This is a genomic window from Micromonospora sp. NPDC053740 (assembly GCF_040677775.1).
Lineage (GTDB): Bacteria > Actinomycetota > Actinomycetes > Mycobacteriales > Micromonosporaceae > Micromonospora > Micromonospora alfalfae.
Genome location: NZ_JBFASO010000005.1, coordinates 395,965 through 415,198 on the forward strand (window position 1 = coordinate 395,965; position 19,234 = coordinate 415,198).

14 protein-coding genes are annotated in these 19,234 nt (G+C 73.1%); 3 read left to right on the forward strand and 11 right to left on the reverse strand.

The genetic code is table 11. The annotated features are described in order from the left end of the window. Nucleotides 1–150: 150 nt before the first annotated feature. Nucleotides 151–1,491, reverse strand: a complete 1,341-nt coding sequence (locus tag AB0K35_RS16970) for an aminotransferase class I/II-fold pyridoxal phosphate-dependent enzyme (RefSeq protein WP_363886085.1) — start codon at nt 1,489–1,491, stop codon at nt 151–153. 36 nt (nt 1,492–1,527) lie between these two features. On the opposite strand from AB0K35_RS16970, the gene AB0K35_RS16975 reads away from it, so the two are divergent. Both AB0K35_RS16975 and leuE read left to right on the forward strand, forming a co-directional pair. Then, nucleotides 1,528–2,772 carry a bifunctional pyridoxamine 5'-phosphate oxidase family protein/GNAT family N-acetyltransferase gene (locus AB0K35_RS16975; protein WP_363886086.1) on the forward strand — a complete coding sequence of 415 codons (1,245 nt, stop codon included), beginning with the start codon at nt 1,528–1,530 and terminating at the stop codon, nt 2,770–2,772. Continuing rightward, a complete protein-coding gene (leuE, locus tag AB0K35_RS16980) occupies nt 2,772–3,443 on the forward strand; it encodes a leucine efflux protein LeuE (protein ID WP_091400492.1) in 672 nt (223 codons plus the stop codon). Before AB0K35_RS16975 ends, leuE begins: the two co-directional genes overlap by 1 nt. 158 nt (nt 3,444–3,601) lie before the next feature. On the opposite strand, the gene AB0K35_RS16985 is transcribed toward leuE, so the two are convergent. From AB0K35_RS16985 to AB0K35_RS17030, 10 genes are all read right to left on the reverse strand, one after another. Further along, complete coding sequence (locus AB0K35_RS16985; protein ID WP_238671795.1) at nt 3,602–4,531, reverse strand: sporulation protein; 930 nt, start codon at nt 4,529–4,531, stop codon at nt 3,602–3,604. Nucleotides 4,532–4,663: 132 nt separating this feature from the next. Continuing rightward, a complete protein-coding gene (locus AB0K35_RS16990) occupies nt 4,664–5,728 on the reverse strand; it encodes a hemolysin family protein (RefSeq protein ID WP_238671794.1) in 1,065 nt (354 codons plus the stop codon). Beyond that, entirely contained in the window at nt 5,725–7,080 is a 1,356-nt protein-coding gene (locus tag AB0K35_RS16995) for a hemolysin family protein (protein WP_238671793.1), read from the reverse strand. Before AB0K35_RS16995 ends, AB0K35_RS16990 begins: the two co-directional genes overlap by 4 nt. Before the next feature lie 216 nt (nt 7,081–7,296). Continuing rightward, nucleotides 7,297–7,656 carry a monovalent cation/H(+) antiporter subunit G gene (gene mnhG, locus AB0K35_RS17000; RefSeq protein ID WP_238671972.1) on the reverse strand — a complete coding sequence of 120 codons (360 nt, stop codon included), beginning with the start codon at nt 7,654–7,656 and terminating at the stop codon, nt 7,297–7,299. Then, a complete protein-coding gene (locus AB0K35_RS17005; protein ID WP_030489433.1) occupies nt 7,656–7,919 on the reverse strand; it encodes a monovalent cation/H+ antiporter complex subunit F in 264 nt (87 codons plus the stop codon). The genes mnhG and AB0K35_RS17005 overlap by 1 nt, the downstream gene beginning before the upstream one ends. Next, nucleotides 7,916–8,527: a Na+/H+ antiporter subunit E gene (locus AB0K35_RS17010; RefSeq protein ID WP_238671792.1), complete on the reverse strand. Its 612-nt coding sequence runs from the start codon at nt 8,525–8,527 to the stop codon at nt 7,916–7,918. Before AB0K35_RS17010 ends, AB0K35_RS17005 begins: the two co-directional genes overlap by 4 nt. Next, complete coding sequence (locus tag AB0K35_RS17015) at nt 8,524–10,029, reverse strand: Na+/H+ antiporter subunit D (protein WP_238671791.1); 1,506 nt, start codon at nt 10,027–10,029, stop codon at nt 8,524–8,526. The genes AB0K35_RS17010 and AB0K35_RS17015 overlap by 4 nt, the downstream gene beginning before the upstream one ends. After that, nucleotides 10,029–10,508, reverse strand: coding sequence for a Na(+)/H(+) antiporter subunit C (locus tag AB0K35_RS17020; RefSeq protein WP_238671790.1), 480 nt, complete (start codon nt 10,506–10,508; stop codon nt 10,029–10,031). The genes AB0K35_RS17015 and AB0K35_RS17020 overlap by 1 nt, the downstream gene beginning before the upstream one ends. A 173-nt stretch (nt 10,509–10,681) precedes the next feature. Beyond that, the gene (locus AB0K35_RS17025; protein ID WP_363886091.1) at nt 10,682–13,516 is read right to left on the reverse strand and encodes a Na+/H+ antiporter subunit A; all 2,835 of its coding nucleotides are present in this window, start codon (nt 13,514–13,516) and stop codon (nt 10,682–10,684) included. Nucleotides 13,517–13,931: 415 nt separating this feature from the next. Continuing rightward, nucleotides 13,932–14,318: a hypothetical protein gene (locus AB0K35_RS17030; protein ID WP_363886094.1), complete on the reverse strand. Its 387-nt coding sequence runs from the start codon at nt 14,316–14,318 to the stop codon at nt 13,932–13,934. 178 nt (nt 14,319–14,496) lie between these two features. Between AB0K35_RS17030 and AB0K35_RS17035 the strand changes: the two genes are divergently transcribed. Next, nucleotides 14,497–19,167 (forward strand): DEAD/DEAH box helicase, encoded by a 4,671-nt coding sequence (locus AB0K35_RS17035; RefSeq protein ID WP_363886097.1) that lies wholly within the window; start codon nt 14,497–14,499, stop codon nt 19,165–19,167. Nucleotides 19,168–19,234 lie beyond the last annotated feature (67 nt).

The window sequence follows — 19,234 nt, forward strand, 5'->3', positions numbered from 1 at the left end:
CCCCGCCATCTTGCACTTCCGCCCCGGACCAATCGGCACCGGACCGACATTCGCCCAACACACCCCCCACGATCGCGGGGGGCGCGGGGCGGGGGGCGGGGGGCGGGGGGCGGGGGCGCGGGGGCGCGGGGGCGCGGGGGCGCGGGGGGGTTAGGTGGGGAAGCCCTGGGAGGGGGGTGGGTTTTCGGCTTGGGCCAGGGCCGCCGCCAAGGGGGCCAGGTCGGCGGTGTCCAGGGAGCTGACTGTGATGCGCAGGGCCGGCGGGGCGGCGATCCGGTAGAGCGCGCCGGGGGCCACCGCCCAACCCGCGTCGCGGAGCGCGGTCACCGTGCTGGTCTCGTCCGCGACCGGCAGCCAGACGTTGATGCCGCTGCGACCGTGTGCGGCCAGGCCGTGCTCGGCCAGCGCGGCGAGCAACCCATCGCGGCGCTGCTCGTAGCTCTGCGCAGCCCGCTGCACCAACTCGGTGACCGCTGGGTCCCGCCACAGGGCGAGCACCAGGCGTTGCAGCACCGTGGAGACCCAGCCGGCGCCGACCCGGGTACGGCCGCTCACCCGGGCCACTGTCGTCTCGTCGCCGACCAGCACCGCCATCCGCAGGTCCGGGCCGAAGGGCTTGCTCACCGAACGGAGGAAGGCCCAACTCGCTGTCGCACCGGCGAGCGGGTGCAGGGGTACGCGGGCCAGTTCGGCCGCGTGGTCGTCCTCGATCAGCAGCAGGTCCCGTCGGCCGGCGAGCAGTGTCCGCAGCGCCTCGGCGCGGGCCGCGGAGACGGCGGCGCCGGTCGGATTCTGCGCCCGGCTGGTGACGATCAGCGCCCGCGCTCCGGCGGCGAGCGCCGCGGCCACCCCGGCGACCAGCGGCCCCTCGTCGTCCAGTGGTACGCCGATCGGGCGCAGGCCCAGCGCGGCGACCAGGTCGAGCAGGTTGGCCCAGCCCGGGTCCTCGACCGCCACCGCGTCGCCGGGGCGCAGGTGGGCGCCGAGCAACCGCTCGATGCCGTCCAGCGCACCGCCGGTGAGCGTCAACTCCCCGGCCGGTACGCCGTCGGCGCGCAGCCGGGCACGGGCCACCTCGGCCAGTTCGGGCAGCACTCCGGCATCGGAGTAACCGACCGAAGGGCCGTTCTCGATGGCGAGCGCCGCCAGGTGCGGGCCCAGCGGGGGCAGCAGACGGGGGTCGGGTTCACCCCGGGACAGGTCTCGGGCACCGGGCAACGGTGGGGGGCGCAGTGCGGAGCGGCGGGCGGCCACCGGCGGGCGGGGGCGTACCCGGGTGCCGTGCCGACCGGCGGTGGCGAGCAGGCCACGCTGGCGCAACTCCTGGTAGGCGCGGGCGACGGTGGCGGGGCTGACCCCCAACTCGGCGGCGAGTGCCCGCACGGGCGGCAGCGCGGCCCCCGGTGACAGGGCGCCGGTACGGATGCCCGACTCGATGCTGGCCGAAATCTCGACGGCTGTCGTACCGGTGAGCTGATAGCGTGCTGACACAAATAAGAGATTGTACTAGAACAAAGGGGCGCGCGCATGTATCCACCCACCGCCCGGACCACACCCCACCGCTCCCGCGACAAGATGAGCTACGACCAGGCCGCCGCCCACGCCCTGCTCGACGAGGCGTACGACTGCGCGCTCAGCTTCACGGTCGACGGCCAGCCACGGGTGCTGCCCACCCTGCACGTCCGCATCGGCGACACGCTCTACCTGCACGGCTCCACCGGCAGTCGGCCGCTGCTCGCCGCCCGGGGCGACGACGGGTTGCCGGTCTGCGTCGCGGTGACACTGCTCGACGGGCTCGTCTACGCCCGCTCCCAGTTCCACCACAGCGCCAACTACCGCTCGGTCGTCGCGCACGGCACCGCCCGACTGGTCACCGACGAGCGGGAGAAGCTCGCCATGCTCACCGCGCTGGTCGAGAAGGTCGGCGCGGGACGCAGCACCGCCACCCGTCCGCCCAGCCGTCGCGAACTGGCCGAGACCGCCGTACTGGCACTGCCACTGCGCGAGGTGTCCGTCCGGGCGCGCACCGGCGGCGTCCGCGAGGACGAGGCCGACCTGGACCTGCCGCACTGGGCCGGCGTACTGCCGCTGCGACTGACCGCCGGGGCGCCCGAGCCGGACGCCGGAGTCACCGCGCCGCTGCCGGCGTACCTGCGCACGCCCCGCACGCCCTGGCACGACCCGGTGCCGCTGCACGGCGAGCACGTTCGGCTGGAGCCGCTGGAGCTGGCCCACACCGACGAGTTGCACGCCGCCACCGCGGACCCCGTGGTGTGGCGGCACCTCAGCGTCGCGCCGCCCACCGCCCCCGCCGAAACGGCCGAGGTGATCGGCGCCGCCCTGGCCGCCCAGCACCGGGGCGAACGGGTGGCCTGGGTGCAGCGGTGCGCGACGACCGGGGCGGTGGTGGGCAGCACCTCCTACTACGACATCGACCCGGAGCGGCGGGCGGTGGCCATCGGGCACACCTTCCTCGGCCGGCAGTGGTGGCGTACCGGAATCAACACCGAGGCCAAGCTGCTGCTGCTCAGCCGGGCCTTCGACGACCTGGGCGCGGTACGGGTCGCCTGGCACACCGACATCCGCAACGTCCGCTCCCAGGCGGCCATCGAACGGCTCGGCGCGACCCGGGAAGGGGTGCTGCGGATGCACCGGCAACGCCCGGACGGCTCCTGGCGGGACACCGTGCAGTACTCGATGACAGTCGACGAGTGGCCGAACGCACAGGCCAGGCTGCGAGAAAGACTTCTGCGGACGGCACCGGTGGCGTGATGATGGCGGGCGTGCTGGGGATCACCGACATCTGGACGTACGTGCTGGGCACCGTGGCCATCATCCTGCTGCCCGGGCCGAACTCACTCTTCGTGCTCTCCACGGCGGCCAAGCGGGGCGTCGCGGTCGGCTACCGGGCCGCCGGTGGGGTGTTCGTCGGCGACGGGGTGCTGATGTTCCTCTCCGCCGCCGGGGTGGCGTCGCTGCTCAAGGCGTACCCGCCGCTGTTCATGGTGATCAAGTACGCCGGTGCCGCGTACCTCGGTTATGTAGGGGTGACCATGCTGCTCGGCGCCGTGCGGCGCTGGCGCGACCGCAACGACCCGAGCACGCCGCGGCTCATCGACGCCGCGGAGCCGGCGGCGATGCGCAGCCCGTTCCGCAAGGCGCTGGTGATCAGCCTGCTGAACCCGAAGGCGATCCTGTTCTTCATCTCGTTCTTCATCCAGTTCGTCGACCCCGGCTACGCCTGGCCGGCGCTGTCGTTCCTGCTGCTCGGGCTGATCGCGCAGGTGACCAGCGCGCTCTACCTGACCGCGTTGATCTTCGCGGGCACCTTCCTGGCCGCCCAGTTCCGCCAACGCCGCCGCCTGGCGGCGGGTGGCACCACGGCCGTGGCAGCCCTGTTCCTGGCCTTCAGCCTCAAGCTGGCCACCGCCAGCGCCGGCTAACCCCCACCCCGCCAGCGCCGGCCAGCCCGCCGCGATCTTGCACTTTCGGTCGTCGAAACGCGCACTCTGAGCTGGTTTGTCGCCGCAGAAACTGCAAGATCGCGGGGGTGGGAGGGCGGGGGCGCGGGGGCGCGGGTGGGGGTGGGGTGGGGGTGGGGTTAGGTGCCGTCGCCGCCGGAGCCGCCGCCTCCCACGCCCGCGCCGCCGGCGGTGCCGCCCAGGCCGTAGCCCGGACGGATCGGCTCGTCGGGATGGCGGCTGACGTGGGCGGACCCGGTGATCTGCGCGGACCAGTCGGCGTGCGCGGCCGCGGCGGCGTGCCGGTTGATCGCCTGGCGGATCCAGCCGTCGACGGTGGCGACCCAGTCCCGCCGGTCGGCGTCCTCGTGCCAGATCCGGAACCGGCTGATGCTCTGGTGGGTGATTCCGGCCAGCGCCAGCCGGCGATCCATCCAGAGGATCGCCTCCAGGCCCGCCGAGTTGGTCACGAAGATCACTTCCAGCTCGGTGATCGGGCCGGCGTAGAGCGGCCCCACCCAGTAACCCCAGCGTTGGTGCAACGGCAGGGTGTGCTCCACCCCCGGCAACCCGCCCTCCTGCAACCCGGACTGGCGGATCATGAAGCCCAGCGTGTCCAGCGCCGCCAGCACGTGCTGCTGGGTGGGGATCGGATGCACGAACACCGGCACCATCGCCCCCTGGTCGAGGTCGGGGTCGAGCGACACTTCGGTCCGCAGGCCCATCCGCAGGCTCAGCAGCGGCACCCCGCCGAAGGTGGTCACCGGGGTCTCCCACGGCAGCGGGAACGCGAAGTCGACAGCCCGCCGCCGACCGGCCGGTACGACGAACCGGCCGGCGATCGGCAGGTGGTGAAACTGCATGAGACGTCGGGCCGCGGCCGGATCGTCCGGCTCGACAGTGGTGACGAGGCCAAGTCGGATGTGCCGCACCAGCACGTCCTCCGGGCCGGCCGCGAGGGTCACCCGCCCGGGCAGGCGCAGGCCCGGGCGGGTACTCGGGTTGGGCAGCGTGGTCTGCACGGAGAGCCCGGTGCCACCGGATTCCGGTGACACTCCCGTCAGCCGCACCGCGCGCCCCCTCCCGGGACGGGGCCCCGCCGGCCCCACCAGGCGCGCCTACCCGGTCGGGGTCGGCTCAAGCCCGCCGCCGGGGCGAGCGTTGACCCGGCCGCACTTCATCAGTGCGGCCGGGTCGGCAGGTCAGCGCAACCGACGCCCGCGCGGAACCGTGTCGGTCTCGTCGTCGAACTCCCCGATGACCTCCTCGAGGAGGTCCTCCAGGGCCACGAACCCGATCGGCCGGGCCGGGCCACCGCCATTGCGGACCAGCGCGAGCTGCGACTGCCGGGCCCGCATCGCCGCCACCGCCTCGGTGACCGAGGACGTCGCCGGCAGGGTGAACGCGGGGGTCATCAGCTCCCCGGCGGTGGCGACCCGGCCGGTGGTCACCACCCGTACCGCCTCCCGCACGTGCACGAGCCCGCACACGTCGCCCGCCTCGTCGAGTACCGCGAGCCGGGATCGGCCGCTGCCCCGGCTGACCTCTTCGATCCGCTCGGCCGGGTCGTCCCGGCGGACGGTGACCATGGTCGAGAACGGTTCCATCACCTGCGCCACCGAGGTGCCCTGCAACTCCAGCATGCTGGTCAGCAGTTGGTGCTGCTCGGCGCCGAGCAGCCCGTGCTCTCGGGACTGCTCCAGCAGGATCCGCAGCTCGTCCGGGCCGTGCACCTGGGCGAGCTGGTCCTGCTGATTGACGCCGAACAGCCGCAGGATCGCGTTGGCCAGGGCGTTCAGCGCGGAGAGCACCGGCCGGGAAACCCGGGCGAAGGCGCGGAACGGCAACGCGAGCAGCGTCGCCGAGCGCTCCGCGTCGGTGATCGCCCACGACTTCGGTGCCATCTCCCCCACCACCAGGTGCAGGAAGGTCACCACCCCGAGGGCGAAGACCAGGGCGATCAGGTGACTGGCCGCGTCCGGTATGCCCACCGCGTGCAGCAGGGGGCTGAGCAGGTGCTCGATCGCCGGCTCGGCCAGCGCGCCGAGACCCAGTGTGCACAACGTGATGCCGAGCTGCGCGCCGGCCAGCATCAGCGACAACTCGCGGACGCCGTCCAGCGCGGCGCGTGCCGCCCGGCCACCGTTCGCCGCCGCCTGCTCCAGGCGGTAGCGCTTGCTGGCCACCAGGGCGAACTCGGCGGCCACGAAGAACCCGTTCAGCGCCAGCAGGATCACCGAACTGAACAGTGCGATCCCGGGGCTCATGCGGTCACCTCGGGTTTGGTCAGCTGCAACCGCACCGAGTCGGCCACGTGCCGGTCCACGGCCAGCACCTCGACCAACGCCCGGGGCTCCATCTCGTTGTCCTCGCCGTCCGCGCCCTCCGGCTGCAGGCTGATCTCCAGCCGGTCACCGACCTCGGGCACCCGGCCCAGCTCCCGCATCACCAACCCGGACAGGGTGTCGTACTCGGGGGCCTCGGGCAGGGCGATGCCGGTGCTGTCGGCGACCTCGTCGATCCGCCAGCGGGCCGGCACCACCCAGGACCCGTCGTCCTGCCGGGCCGGTGCCCGCTCCGGTGGGTCGTCCTCGTCGCGGATCGGGCCGACCAGCTCCTCGGCGATGTCCTCCAGCGTGATGACACCGGCGAAGCCGCCGTACTCGTCGACCACGCACGCCATCTGCCGGTGCCCGGACCGCAGGCGGTCGAGCACCGTCGGCAGGGGCAACGTCTCCGGCACGAGCAGCGGCGGCCCGGCCACCGCGCTCACCGGGGTGGTGGCCCGCTCCGCCGGGGGTACGCCGAGCACGTCGGCGATGCCGACGATGCCGAGCAGGTCGTCGACGCCCTCCGCACCGCGTACCGGGAAGCGGGAGTGGCCGGTGTCCAGCAGCTCGACCACCCGGCTCACCGGTTCGTGCCCCCGGACGGTGTGCACGTCGACGCGCGGCACCATGGCCTCGCCGGCTGTCAGTTCGCGGAAGTCCAGACCTCGGTCGAGCAGCGTGGACATCTCGGCATCGAGGCTGCCCTCCTCGCGGGACTCGGCGATGATCTGTTCCAGGTCCGCCGGGGTGGCGCCGCTGGGCAGTTCCTCGATCGGCTCGATGCCGATGCGGCGCAGCAGCCGGACCGAGGCCCGGTCGAAGAGCCGGATCAGCGGCCCGGCGACGGCGAGGTAGATCAGGGTGGAGCGGCTCAGCGCCCGGGCCAGTTGTTCGGCCCGGGCGATGGCCAGGTTCTTCGGGGCCAGCTCACCGAGGACCATCTGCACGATGGTGGCGATGACCAGGGCCAGCGCCACCGACAGCGGCAGGCTGACCGCCTCGCTGACGCCGGCCACGCCGAGCAGGTCGGCGAGACCACCGCCCAGGTACGGCTCGGCGACGTAGCCGACCAGCAGCGCGGTGACGGTGATGCCGAGTTGGGCACCGGAGAGCATGAAGGAGAGGCGGCTGGTGACGGTAAGGGCCCGGGCGGCGGCCTGATCGCCGTCATCGGCGAGCTGGCGCAGCTTGCCCCGGTCCACTGCCACGTAGCCGAACTCCTGCGCCACGAAGTAGCCGGTGGCGGCAGTGAGAATGGTGATCAGAAGGAGACCAACGACGATCAACACGGGTCGCTCAGGGCTCCCGGGGTCGTCGGTACGGGGATATGCCGGGCACGACCCGGCTGGCTACTGCTGCCCTCCTGGGCAGAAGAGTCGATCATGCCGTCATTTTATCGGCGCTGCCTGGGACTCCGCTGGGGGTGGGCCGAAGGAGCGCAACGTCCGGTTCAGCGGACGCCTCCAGCGTCCCGCCGGGTCGGCAGGCCCGGCCCGTGGCGGTCGTCACGCCGGGCCCGCCGACCCGCTGCCTGGTCCGCGTTCGGCCAGCTCATCGGCGTCGAGCAGACTCCGGTCGAGCCGCCCCGACCGGTACGCGGCCCGCCCGATCATCTGCGCGGCCACCGGCGCGGTCGCCAACTGGAAGACAGCCACCAGCAGGATCATTCCCAGGTCGGCCGGGGACCGCAGCCGCAACGCGATGCCCAGCAGCAACAGGAGCACCCCCAGCACCTGCGGCTTGGTGGCCGCGTGCATCCGGGACAGCGCGTCCGGGAAACGCAGTACGCCGATCCCGGCGGCCAGGGCGAGCAGCGCGCCGGCCACCAGACAACCGGCGCCGAGCCAGTCCGCGATCGTCGCGATCACTGCTGCTCCCGGACGGCGAAGCGGACCAGCGACACCGAGCCCACGAAGCCGAGCAGGGAGAGCACCACCAGCACGGGCAGCGTGGTGGCGTGCCGGTTGACCGCCGCCTCGGCGCCCACCGCGCCGACCATCGTGGCGAGCAGCATGTCCGCGGCGATCACCCGGTCCACCAGCGACGGGCCACGGTAGAGACGGGCCAGCGCGAGGAGCGCGGTGACCGACAGCAGTGCGGTGAGGACGACGGCCAGGAAGGTGGTCACGGGCGGGTTCCCTTCTCGGGTGAGGTGACGTCAAGTCGGCGCAGCTCGCTGGTGGAGCCGACCGCGCGGACGATCCGCCGCTCGACGGCGAGCGCGCGGGCCCGGGCCACGCCGAGGTCGGCGGGGCCGTGGGTGTCCAGGACGTGCAGGTAGAGCGTTCCGGAGTCCCGGTCCACCTCGAGGATCAACGTGCCCGGCACCAACGAGACCACCTCGGCGGTGAGCGCCAGGTTCAGGTCGGTGGCCACCCGCAACCGGACCGCGATGATCGCCCCACGCGGTCGGTAGCCGGGCTGCACGGCGATCCGGGCGATGTGCAGGCTCGCGCTGACAAGCTCGACGGCGAACCGACCCGCGAACGCCAGCAGCGGCCACGGTCGCAACCGGCCACCGAAGCTGACCGCCGGCAGCGGGTAGAACACCAGCACGGCCGCACCCACCAGCAGGCCACCGACCAGGTTGGCCCAGTTGATGTCGCCCCAGAGCAGGTTCCAGACCACCACCAGCCACCCGAGCGCCACCGCCTGGTCCCGCCAGCGCCCGAGCCGGCCCCGCCCCACCACGGCGGGCCCGGGGGCGTCGGGAGCCGGCTCCGGGGAGCCCGTCACGGCACACCGTCCGGCAGCACGGCACGGACGTACGGGGTGCGCAGCCGCAGGTCCGCGGCAGCGTCGGCGGTGACGTCGAAGAGCGGACCGGCCAGCACTGTCAACGCCAGCCCGATGGCGACCAGGGCAACTGTGGCGCCGACCATCAGCCGCGGCAACTGAACGACCGGCTTGCTGGTGGCCAGCCGGGGCGAGCGCCAGAAGGCGATGTTCCACACCCGGGACGCCACGTACAGGGTGAGCAGGCTGGTCAGCGTCCCGGCCGCGACCAGCACCCCGGGCAGCGGCCCGCCGGCGGCCACCCCGGCCTGGAGCAGACCGAGCTTGCCGAGAAAGCCGGAGAACGGTGGCACTCCGGCGAGGTTCATGGCCGGGATGAAGAAGAGCACACCCAGCAGCGGCGCCACCCTGGCCAGCCCTCCGATACGACGCAGGTCGGTGCTGCCGGCACGTTCCTCGACCAGCCCGGCGACGAGGAACAGCGTGGTCTGGATGGTGATGTGGTGCACCACGTAGAAGATCGCGCCGGAGAGGCCGGCGGCGGTGCTCAACGCCACCCCGAAGATCATGTAGCCGATGTGACTGACCAGTGTGAACGAGAAGAGTCGCTTCAGGTCGGACTGGGCCACCGCACCGAGGATGCCGATCACCATGGTCAGTCCGGCGACGACCATGAGCAGGATGTGGGCACGCCCACCGGGAAACAGCAACGTCTCGGTACGGATGATCGCGTAGACGCCCACCTTGGTGAGCAGACCCGCGAAGACGGCGGTGACCGGGGCCGGCGCGGTGGGGTAGCTGTCCGGCAGCCAGGCCGACAGGGGGAAGACCGCCGCCTTGACCGCGAAGGCCAGTAGCAGCATCAACTCCAGGGCCAGTCGGACACCGTCGGGCAGGTCGTCGAGACGCTGGGCGAGCTGGGCGAGATTGAGCGTGCCGGTGGCCGCGTACACCAGACCCACCGAGGTCAGGAAGATCATCGAGGAGAGGATGCTGACCACCACGTACGTCGACCCGGTCCGGATCCGGGTCTCGGTGCCCCCCAGGGTGATCAGCACGAAGCTCGCGGCCAGCAGGATCTCGAACCCGACGAAGAGGTTGAACAGGTCACCAGCCAGGAACGCGTTGGTGACGCCGGCGGTGAGCACCAGGTACGTCGGGTGGAAGATCGACACCGGCGAGCTCTCGCTGGTATCGCTGCGACCCTGGCCGATCGAGTAGAACAGCACGCAGAGGGTCACCGCCGAGGAGACCACCAGCATCAGCGCGGCCAGTTGATCGGCCACCAGGACGATGCCGACCGGCGCCGGCCACCCACCGACCGCCACCACCACCGGCCCGTGCCGGTACGCCTGCACCAGCAGCAGCACCGCCACCGTGAGCGTGCCGCTCAGGCACAACACACTGATCGCGCGCTGGAGTCGGGGCTTCCCGGCCAGCAGCAGGGTCAGCGCCGCGCCGAGCAGCGGCACCACCACCGGCAGTGGCACCAGGGCGCGCATCACGACTCGTCCCCGCGTCGTAACCGGCGGCGGGCTGGCTCGGGATCGACCTGCTCCGGATCGCCGTTCGGGCCCTCCCCACCGCGATCGACAGCACCCACCTCGTTGCGCCCGGCCCGCCGGATGATCTGCCGGTCCTCCAGGTCGTCGGGCACCTCGTCGTCGCCGGAGAGATACCAGCTGCGGTACGCCACAGCGAGCAGGAACGCGGTGAACCCGAAGGTGATCACAATGGAGGTCAACACCATCGCCTGCGGCAGCGGGTCGCTCATCCGGTCCACCGGACCGGTGCCGACGACCGGCGCCCCGCCCGACCGCCCGCCCAACAGGATCAACAGGTTCACCCCGTTGCCGAGCATGACCACCCCGAGCAGGATCCGGGTCAGGCTGCGCTCCAACAGCAGGATCACACCGCACCCGACCAGCACCGCGACGGCCAGCACCAGCACCAACGTCGGCCCCGCACCGCTCCGCGTCACAGCGCCACCTCTGTTCGCGACCGCGGGGCTCGCAAACCCGGCTCACTCCTCGCGCTCACCGCGCCACCCCTGTTCGCGACCGCGGGGCTCGCAAACCCGGCTCACTCCTCGCGCTCACCGCGCCACCCCTGTTCGCGACTGCGGGGCTCGCAAACCCGGCTCACTCCTCGCGCTCACGCCCGGTCCCCCTTGTCGACGGCCAACCCGCCGGCAGCTGTGCCGGTGGCCTCGATGTGCCGGTCCACCTCGGCACCGAGGCTGCGCAGAATGTCCAGCACCAACCCGATCACGACCAGGTAGACGCCGATGTCGAAGAAGAGCGACGTGACCAGATGGGCGTCGCCGATCAGTGGCAGGGCCCGGTCGACCTTCGCGCTCTCCAGCACCGACCCGCCAACCAGCAGCGCCACCACGCCACTGCCGACAGCCATGGCCAGCCCGGCCCCGAGAATCGCGCCGGCGCCGATCGGGGCCGCCTCGGTCAGCTCGTACCGGCCGCCAGCCAGATAGCGCACCACCAGGGCGAGACCCGCCACCAGCCCGCCGGCGAACCCGCCACCCGGCGCGTTGTGCCCGGAGAAGAGCAGGAACAGCGAGAACAACACGACGGTGTGAAAGATCAGCCGGGTGACCACCTCCAACACGATCGAGCGGCGCTCCTCGTAGAGGGTCGGACCACCGCGCAGCCAGACCGGCCGGCCGCGTCCACCCTCCCCCTGCTCGGAACCGGGCCGCCGCGGCCGCGGCCCGGTGCGGGAGCGCTCGAAGATCAGGCTGGCCACCCCGGTCGCGGCCACCACCAGCACCGCCAGCTCGCCCATCGTGTCCCAGGCCCTGATGTCGACAAGGGTCACGTTGACCACGTTGCGGCCGTACCCGTGCGCCACCGCCAGGTCGGGGAAGGCGGCGGAGATGTCCGGTGCCCGCCGTGCGCCGACGGCAGTGAGGGCCAACCCGGCGGCCACCACCCCGGCCGCGACCCCGATCACCCGACGGGCCCAGCGGGTACGGCGCAGCGGACGGGCCGAGAACCGCTCCGGCAGGCGACGGAGCACCAGCACGAAGACCGCGATCGTCGACGTTTCCACCAGAAACTGGGTGAGCGCCAGATCGGGCGCTCCGTGCAGCACGAACAACATCGCCGTGCCGTAGCCGGTCATGCCCACCAGCAGCATCGCGGTCAGCCGGCGACGGGCGCCGACCGCCAGCACCGCCGCCACCGTGATCACCACGACGACCACCGGTTGCAGCGCGCTGTCCCAGAGCGGAATCCGCGCCCGCCAGGGGCTGGCGGAGAACATCGCCGCGCCCGGCACCAGCACCAGGGTGACCAGGATGATGCCCAGATACTGCGGCAGTGAGCCGCGCTGGGTGGCGCTGGTGACCTCGATGGCCAGCCGGTCGAACCGGCCGATGACCCACTCGTACCCCTGGTTTCCCCGCACCGGCGATCGGAGCCGGGCCAGCACCGGGGTGAGCGGCCCGCGCACGGCGAAGAGCAGGCCGCCGCCGACGAGCGCCAGCACTGACAGGCCGAGCGCTGGGGTCGGCCCGGCCCAGAGCGCCAGGTGCGTGTCGACCCCGCCGAGCAGATCGGCGTACGGGCGCAGCAGGTCGTCGAGCACGCTCGCGGCCGGACCGGCGAGCAGACCGACACCGGCGAGCACCGCAGGCGGGACCAGCAGCGACGCGGCGATCGGCCCCGGCGGGACCGGCGCCACACCGGGCCGGTCGGCGAACGCGCCCCAGAGGAAGCGGGCGCTGTACGCGACGGTGAGCACCGTCCCGGCGACCAGACCGGTGAGGAGCAGTGGCTGGTCGGTGAACGCCCCGAACACCGCCTCCTTGGCCACGAAGCCGACCAGCGGCGGCACACCGGCCATCGACGCCGCGGCCAGCACGGCGACCACGAACAGCGGCCGGGACCAGTGCCGCAGCCCGGACAGCTCGCGCAGGTCACGGGTGCCGGCACCGTGGTCGATGATGCCGACGACAAGGAACAGCGCCGCCTTGAACAGGGCGTGCGCCAGCAGCATCGCGGTGCCGGCCAGCGCGGCGTCCGGTGTCCCCGAGCCGGTCACCGCGACCAGCAGACCGAGCTGACTGACAGTCCCGTACGCCAGCAGCAGCTTGAGGTCGGTCTGGCGCAGCGCGGCCCACCCGCCGAGCAGCATGGTCGCCACGCCGGCGACCTGCACCACCGGCCGCCACGGGCCGACAGTGGCGAGCGTCGGCGCGAGCAGCCCGACCAGGTAGACGCCGGCCTTGACCATGGCGGCGGCGTGCAGGTAGGCGCTGACCGGCGTGGGTGCCGCCATCGCCACCGGCAGCCACGAGCTGAACGGCAGCACCGCCGACTTGGACAGCGCACCGGCCAGGATCAGCAGCACGGCGCCCACCAGGTACCCGCCGCCGGGCAGTGGCTGCGCGCTGATCTGCGACCAGCGGTAGGTGCCGGCGTGCTCGCCCAGCATGATGAAGCCGACCAGCATGGCGAGGCCGCCCAGCGTGGTGACTGTCAACGCCTGCGCCGCCGCCCAGCGACTGGACCGCCGTTCGGTGCTGTGCCCGATCAGCAGGTACGAGAAGATCGTGGTCAGCTCCCAGCCGACGTAGAGCAGCAGCAGGTCGTCAGCGAAGACCAGGACGAGCATCGCGCCCGCGAACGCGACCAGGACCGCGGCGAACTGCGCCAGCCCGATGGAACCGGCACCGAAGTAGCGGGCGCTGTAAACCAGCACCAGCGCGCCGACGCCGCCGATCAGCAGCGTCATCAGCCAGGACAGCGTGGTGAGCCGGAACGCGATGTCGAGGCCCAACTGCCGGATCCACGGGTACGTCTCGACCACCGCCCCACCGTCGGCGACGGCCGGGGTGCGAGCCACCGCCCAGCAGAACGCGGCGGCCGGCGCGAGCGCCAGCGGGTAGCACGCGCGCGGACCCCACCAGCGGACGAGCACGGGCGCGGCGAGGGCCGCCACGAGATGGAGGACGAGCAGTACCAGCACCTGCGCTCCCGATCGACATGGCCGACGCCCGTGGCAGCGGTGGCGCCTAGCAGCGATCAGACGCCAGTTCCTCCCCCGCCGGGCGGTTTTGCCAGAATTCGCCCGCCAACCCCGTAGCGCGCCTCAACCCCACCCCGGACTCGCAACCTCTCCGCCTGCGTGACTCGCAACCTCCCCGCCTGCGCCGATCTTGCAGTTTCGGCTGTCGAGACGCACGTAATGCCCCCTATGCGGCGACAGCAAGTGCAAGATCACGGGGAACGAGCAGCCCGACCCCGTCGATCATGGAGTTGTGGTGCCTGGCTTGGTGTCTTACGGGGTATTTGCCCCCCACCACAACTCCATGATCGACCGGGCGGGGCGGGGCGGGGCGAGGCGAGGCGAGGCGAGGCGAGGTGGGCGCGGTGGGGCCTCGTCAGTGCAGGAGGGCGTTGTTGAGGGGTTGCGCGTCGTCGGGGATGGGGCGGTCGCGGCGTAGCTCGGCCAGCAGGTCGAGGCGGCCGAGTTGGCGGGCGACCCGGTCGACCACCCGCTCGGCGGCGGTCAGCGACCGCACCGACAGCAGGCGGCCACGGCTCTCGCGACGCAGCACGAAGTAGTGCACGGCAACGCGGACCTGACCCCGGTCGGCGGCGCTGGCCTGGGCGGTGCAGAGAACCATCTCGCGCAGACAGTGGGCGAGACGTTCGGCGAGCTCGAGCTCGGGGCCGTGCAGACCGGCGCGGAGCGCGGCGAGGTGGCTGTCGACCTTGCGAATCAGCACGTCGGTGCCCGGTTCGACAGTGCGCTGCTCGCCGGCCATCAGATCACCTCACCCCGGTTCGCGTTGCGAGTGAAGTTACTTTATGTTGCTCCTCAGAAGCAAGCAGTTAAGTGAGACTTAACGTATTAAGCGCACGTTCCACGCTTTTTGCCTCTTGCTGGCTCATTCCGTCGTGAGGTCGCTCGTGGATGTCGGACCGGCGGGGCACGATGGACCGGTGACCGGGGCAGAGGCAGACGCCGGCGCGGTGCTGGCCGGGTTCGGTCCGGCCACCCGCGCCTGGTTCGACAACGCCTTCGCCGCCCCGACCGCCGCGCAGACCGGCGCCTGGCGGTCGGTCGCCGCTGGCCGCAACGCGCTGGTGGTGGCGCCCACCGGCTCGGGCAAGACGCTCGCGGCCTTTCTCTGGTCACTGGACCGACTCGCCCGCGAGCCAGCACCGGCCGAGGCCCGCCAACGGTGCCGCGTGCTCTACGTCAGCCCGCTCAAGGCTCTCGCCGTCGACGTGGAGCGCAACCTGCGCGCCCCGCTGGCCGGCATCCGGCAGGCGGCCACCCGGTTGGGCGTCGCACCGCCCGACATCACCGTCGGCATGCGCACCGGCGACACGCCCGCCGACGAGCGCCGAGCTTTCGCCCGCACTCCGCCGGACATCCTCATCACCACCCCCGAGTCGCTGTTCCTGCTACTCACGTCCGCGGCTCGCGACTCGCTGCGCGGCGTCCAGACGGTGATCGTCGACGAGGTGCACGCGGTGGCCGGCAGCAAACGCGGCGCCCACCTCGCCCTCTCCCTCGAACGCCTCGACGAGTTGCTGCCCGCCCCGGCACAGCGCATCGGCCTCTCGGCCACCGTCCGGCCGATCGACGCCTGCGCGCAGTTCCTCGGCGGCGCCCGCCCGGTCGACGTGGTGCAGCCGGCCACCCCGAAGACCATCGAGGTCAGCGTGCAGGTCCCGGTGGAGGACATGACCCGCCTGGACGAGCAGGAGCAGCCACCGGAGGACGACCTCGGCGGCCCCGGGCCACGCCGGGCGTCGATCTGGCCGGCCGTGGAGGAGCGGGTCTTCACGCTCATCGGGCAGCACCGCTCGACAATCGTCTTCACCAACTCCCGGCGCAGTGCCGAGCGACTGTGCGCCCGGCTCAACGAGCTTGCCGCCGAGGCGGTGGCCGCATCCGCGTCGGGCGAGGGCGCGATCGGCGTACCGGAGGGGTTGCCGACCGGCGACGACCCGGCGGGCGACGGTGACCCGGCGTCCGGCGCGCAGAGCTGGGGTGGCCCCGCCGGTCCGGTGCGCAACCGGCCGCCGGCCGAGGTGATGGCCCAGTCCGGCGCGGCCACCGGCGCGGCGCCCGTGATCGCGCGCGCCCACCACGGCAGCGTCTCCCGGGAGGAACGCAAGCACATCGAGGAGGCGCTCAAGTCCGGCCAGCTCCCGGCTGTGGTGGCCACCTCCAGCCTGGAGCTCGGCATCGACATGGGCGCGGTCGACCTGGTGGTGCAGATCGAGGCGCCGCCCAGCGTGGCCGCCGGCCTGCAACGGGTCGGCCGGGCCGGGCACCAGGTGGGCGCGGTCTCGCGGGGGGTGGTCTTCCCCAAGCACCGCGGCGACCTGCTCTCCTGCGCGGTGGTCGCCGAGCGGATGACCGCCGGCGCGATCGAGGAGCTGCACTACCCGCGCAACCCCCTGGACGTGCTGGCCCAGCAGATCGTCGCGATGGTGGCGCTGGAGCCGTGGCCGCTCGGCGACCTGGCGGTGCTGGTCCGCCGGGCCGCGCCCTTCGCCGAGCTTCCCGACTCGGCGCTGCACGCAGTGCTCGACATGCTCTCCGGCCGCTACCCGTCCACGGCGTTCGCCGAGCTGCGTCCCCGGCTGGTCTGGGACCGGGCCACCGACCTGCTCACCGGCCGCCAGGGAGCGCAACGCCTCGCGGTGACCAGCGGCGGAACGATCCCCGACCGGGGCCTGTTCGGGGTGTTCCTGGCCGGCGCCGAGCGGGCCGCCCGGGTCGGCGAGCTGGACGAGGAGATGGTCTACGAGTCCCGGGTCGGCGACGTCTTCCTGCTCGGCTCGTCCTCCTGGCGGATCGAGGAGATCACTCCGGACCGGGTGCTGGTGTCGCCCGCTCCGGGCCAGGCCGCACGCATGCCGTTCTGGAAGGGCGACCAGCTGGGCCGGCCGGTGGAGCTGGGCCGGGCCATCGGCGCCCGGGTGCGCGCTCTGCTGCGCCAGACCGACGAGGCGGCCCTGGCCGCGCTGCGCGACGGCGGGTTGGACGACTGGGCCGCCCGCAACCTGATGGCCTACCTGCGCGACCAGCGGGAGGCGACCCGCTCGCTTCCCGACGACCGCACGGTAGTGGTCGAGCGGTTCCGCGACGAGCTCGGTGACTGGCGGCTGGCCGTGCACAGCGTGCTCGGTGCCCGGGTCAACGGACCCTGGGCCCTCGCTGTGGGCCGCCGGCTGGCCGAGCGGTACGGGGTCGACGCGCAGGTGATGCCCTCCGACGACGGCATCGTGGTGCGTCTTCCGGACACCGCCGACGAGCCGCCCGGCGCCGACGTGGTGGTCTTCGAGCCCGACGAGATCACCCAGCTCGTGGAGGAGTCGGTCGGCACCTCCGCCCTCTTCGCCGCCCGTTTCCGGGAGTGCGCCGCCCGGTCGCTGCTGCTGCCGCGCCGCGACCCGCGCCGCCGCCAACCGCTCTGGCAGCAACGGCAACGCGCCGCGCAACTGCTCGACGTCGCCCGCGAGTACGCGGACTTCCCGGTCACCCTGGAGGCTGCTCGGGAGTGCCTCCAGGACGTCTTCGACCAACCCGCGCTGGCCGGGTTGATGCGCGACCTGGCCACCCGCAAGGTGCGGCTGGTCGAGGTGGAGACCAGCGCCCCGTCGCCGTTCGCGCGGTCGCTGCTCTTCGGCTACGTCGGCGCGTTCCTCTACGAGGGCGACGCCCCGCTGGCCGAGCGCCGCGCCGCCGCACTCGCCCTCGACTCCACGCTCCTCGGCGAGCTGCTCGGCCGGGTTGACCTGCGGGAGCTGCTCGACCCGGCGGTGCTCACCGAGACCGACCGGCAGCTGCGGTGGCTTACCGATCAGCGCCGCCCCCGCGACGCCGAGGACGTCGTCGAGCTGCTGCGGGTGCTCGGTGACCTGAGCGACGCCGAGTTGACCGAGCGGGGTGTGCCGCAGACGTGGCTCAGCGAGCTGGAGGCCACCCGCCGGGTGCTGCGGGTCCGGATCGCGGGCGAGCAGCGCTGGGTGGGCGTCGAAGACGCCGCCCGCCTGCGCGACGCCCTCGGCGTGGCACTGCCGATGGGGGTGGCCGAGGCTTACCTCGCCCCGGTGGCCGACCCGCTCGGCGACCTGGTCGCCCGCTACGCCCGCACCCACGGGCCGTTCGCCGCGGCCAGCTGCGCGGCCCGGTTCGGGCTCGGGGTCTTCGTGGTCGAGCAGGCGCTGCGCCGGCTCGGCGCCACCGGGCGGGTGGTGTCCGGTGAGTTCACTCCGGATTCCGCCGGCGCTCAATGGTGCGACGCCGAGGTGCTGCGGATGCTGCGCCGCCGCTCGCTGGCGGCGCTGCGCCGGGAGATCGAGCCGGTGCCGCCCCGGGCCCTCGCCACGTTCCTGCCGCGCTGGCAGCAGGTCGGCTCGTCCGCCCGAGGTGTGGAGGCGCTCGCCGCCACTGTGGAGCAGTTGCAGGGCACTGCGGTGCCGGCGTCCGCGCTGGAGCGGTTGGTGCTGCCCGCCCGGGTCGCGGACTACTCCCCCGCCCAGCTGGACGAGCTGTGCGCCAGCGGGGAGGTGCTCTGGGCGGGGTCGGGTGCGATCTCCGGGGGCGACGGCTGGGTCACCCTGGCGTACGCGGACGCCGCGCCGCTGCTGCTCCCGCCGCCCGACGAGGCGTTGACCCGTACCCCGCTGCACGACGCGGTGCTCGACGCGCTCGGCGACGGGCAGGCGCTCTTCTTCCGCCCGCTGGCCGACCGGGTCGGGTCGACCGACGACGCCGCGTTGACCGCTGTGATCTGGGATCTGGTCTGGGCGGGGCACCTCAGCAACGACACCCTCGCCCCGCTGCGCGCGGTGCTCGGTGCCGGCGGCGCGCACCGCTCCCGGCCGTCCGCGCCGCGCACCCGTTACCGGCGGCCCGGCCGGGTGGCGCTGCCGACCCGGGGTGGCCCGCCGACAGTCGCCGGCCGCTGGTCGCGTCTCCCGGATCGGGACCTCGACCCGACCCGGCGCGCCGCCGCGCTCGCCGACCTGCTGCTGGAGCGGCACGGGGTGGTCACCCGGGGCGCGGTGATGGCCGAGCAGGTGGTCGGCGGGTTCTCGGCGGTCTACCCGGTGCTGTCGGCGCTGGAGGAGCGCGGCGCGGCCCGCCGGGGTTACTTCGTCGAAGGGCTCGGGGCGGCGCAGTTCGCCGTACCCGGTGCGGTGGACCGGCTGCGCGCGCTGGCCGAGCCGACCGACGGCGCCCGGGGTCGGGGCGCGGTGGCTACTGTGCTCGCCGCGACCGACCCGGCCAACCCGTACGGCGCGGCGCTGCCCTGGCCGGAACGGGTGATCGACTCCGGCGACGGTGCCACCCCGGCGACCGGGCACCGGGCCGGCCGCAAGGCGGGTGCCCTGGTGGTGCAGGTCGGTGGTGACCTCGTCCTCTACGTCGAACGCGGCGGCCGAACGCTGCTGTCCTTCACCGACGACACCGACACGCTCGGTGCGGCCGGCAAGGCGCTCGCCGACGCCGTCCACTCCGGGGCGTTGGGCGCGATGTCGGTGGAGCGGGCCGATGGCGAGGCGGTGCACTCGTCGCCGCTGCGGGACGCGTTGACCGCCGCCGGCTTCCGGGCCACCCCCCGCGGCCTGCGCCTGCGCGGCTGACAGTCAGTGACGGCCCACCATTGTGTGCCGGGCGTGCGCGGCTGCCCGTCGACCAACGGGAACGAGC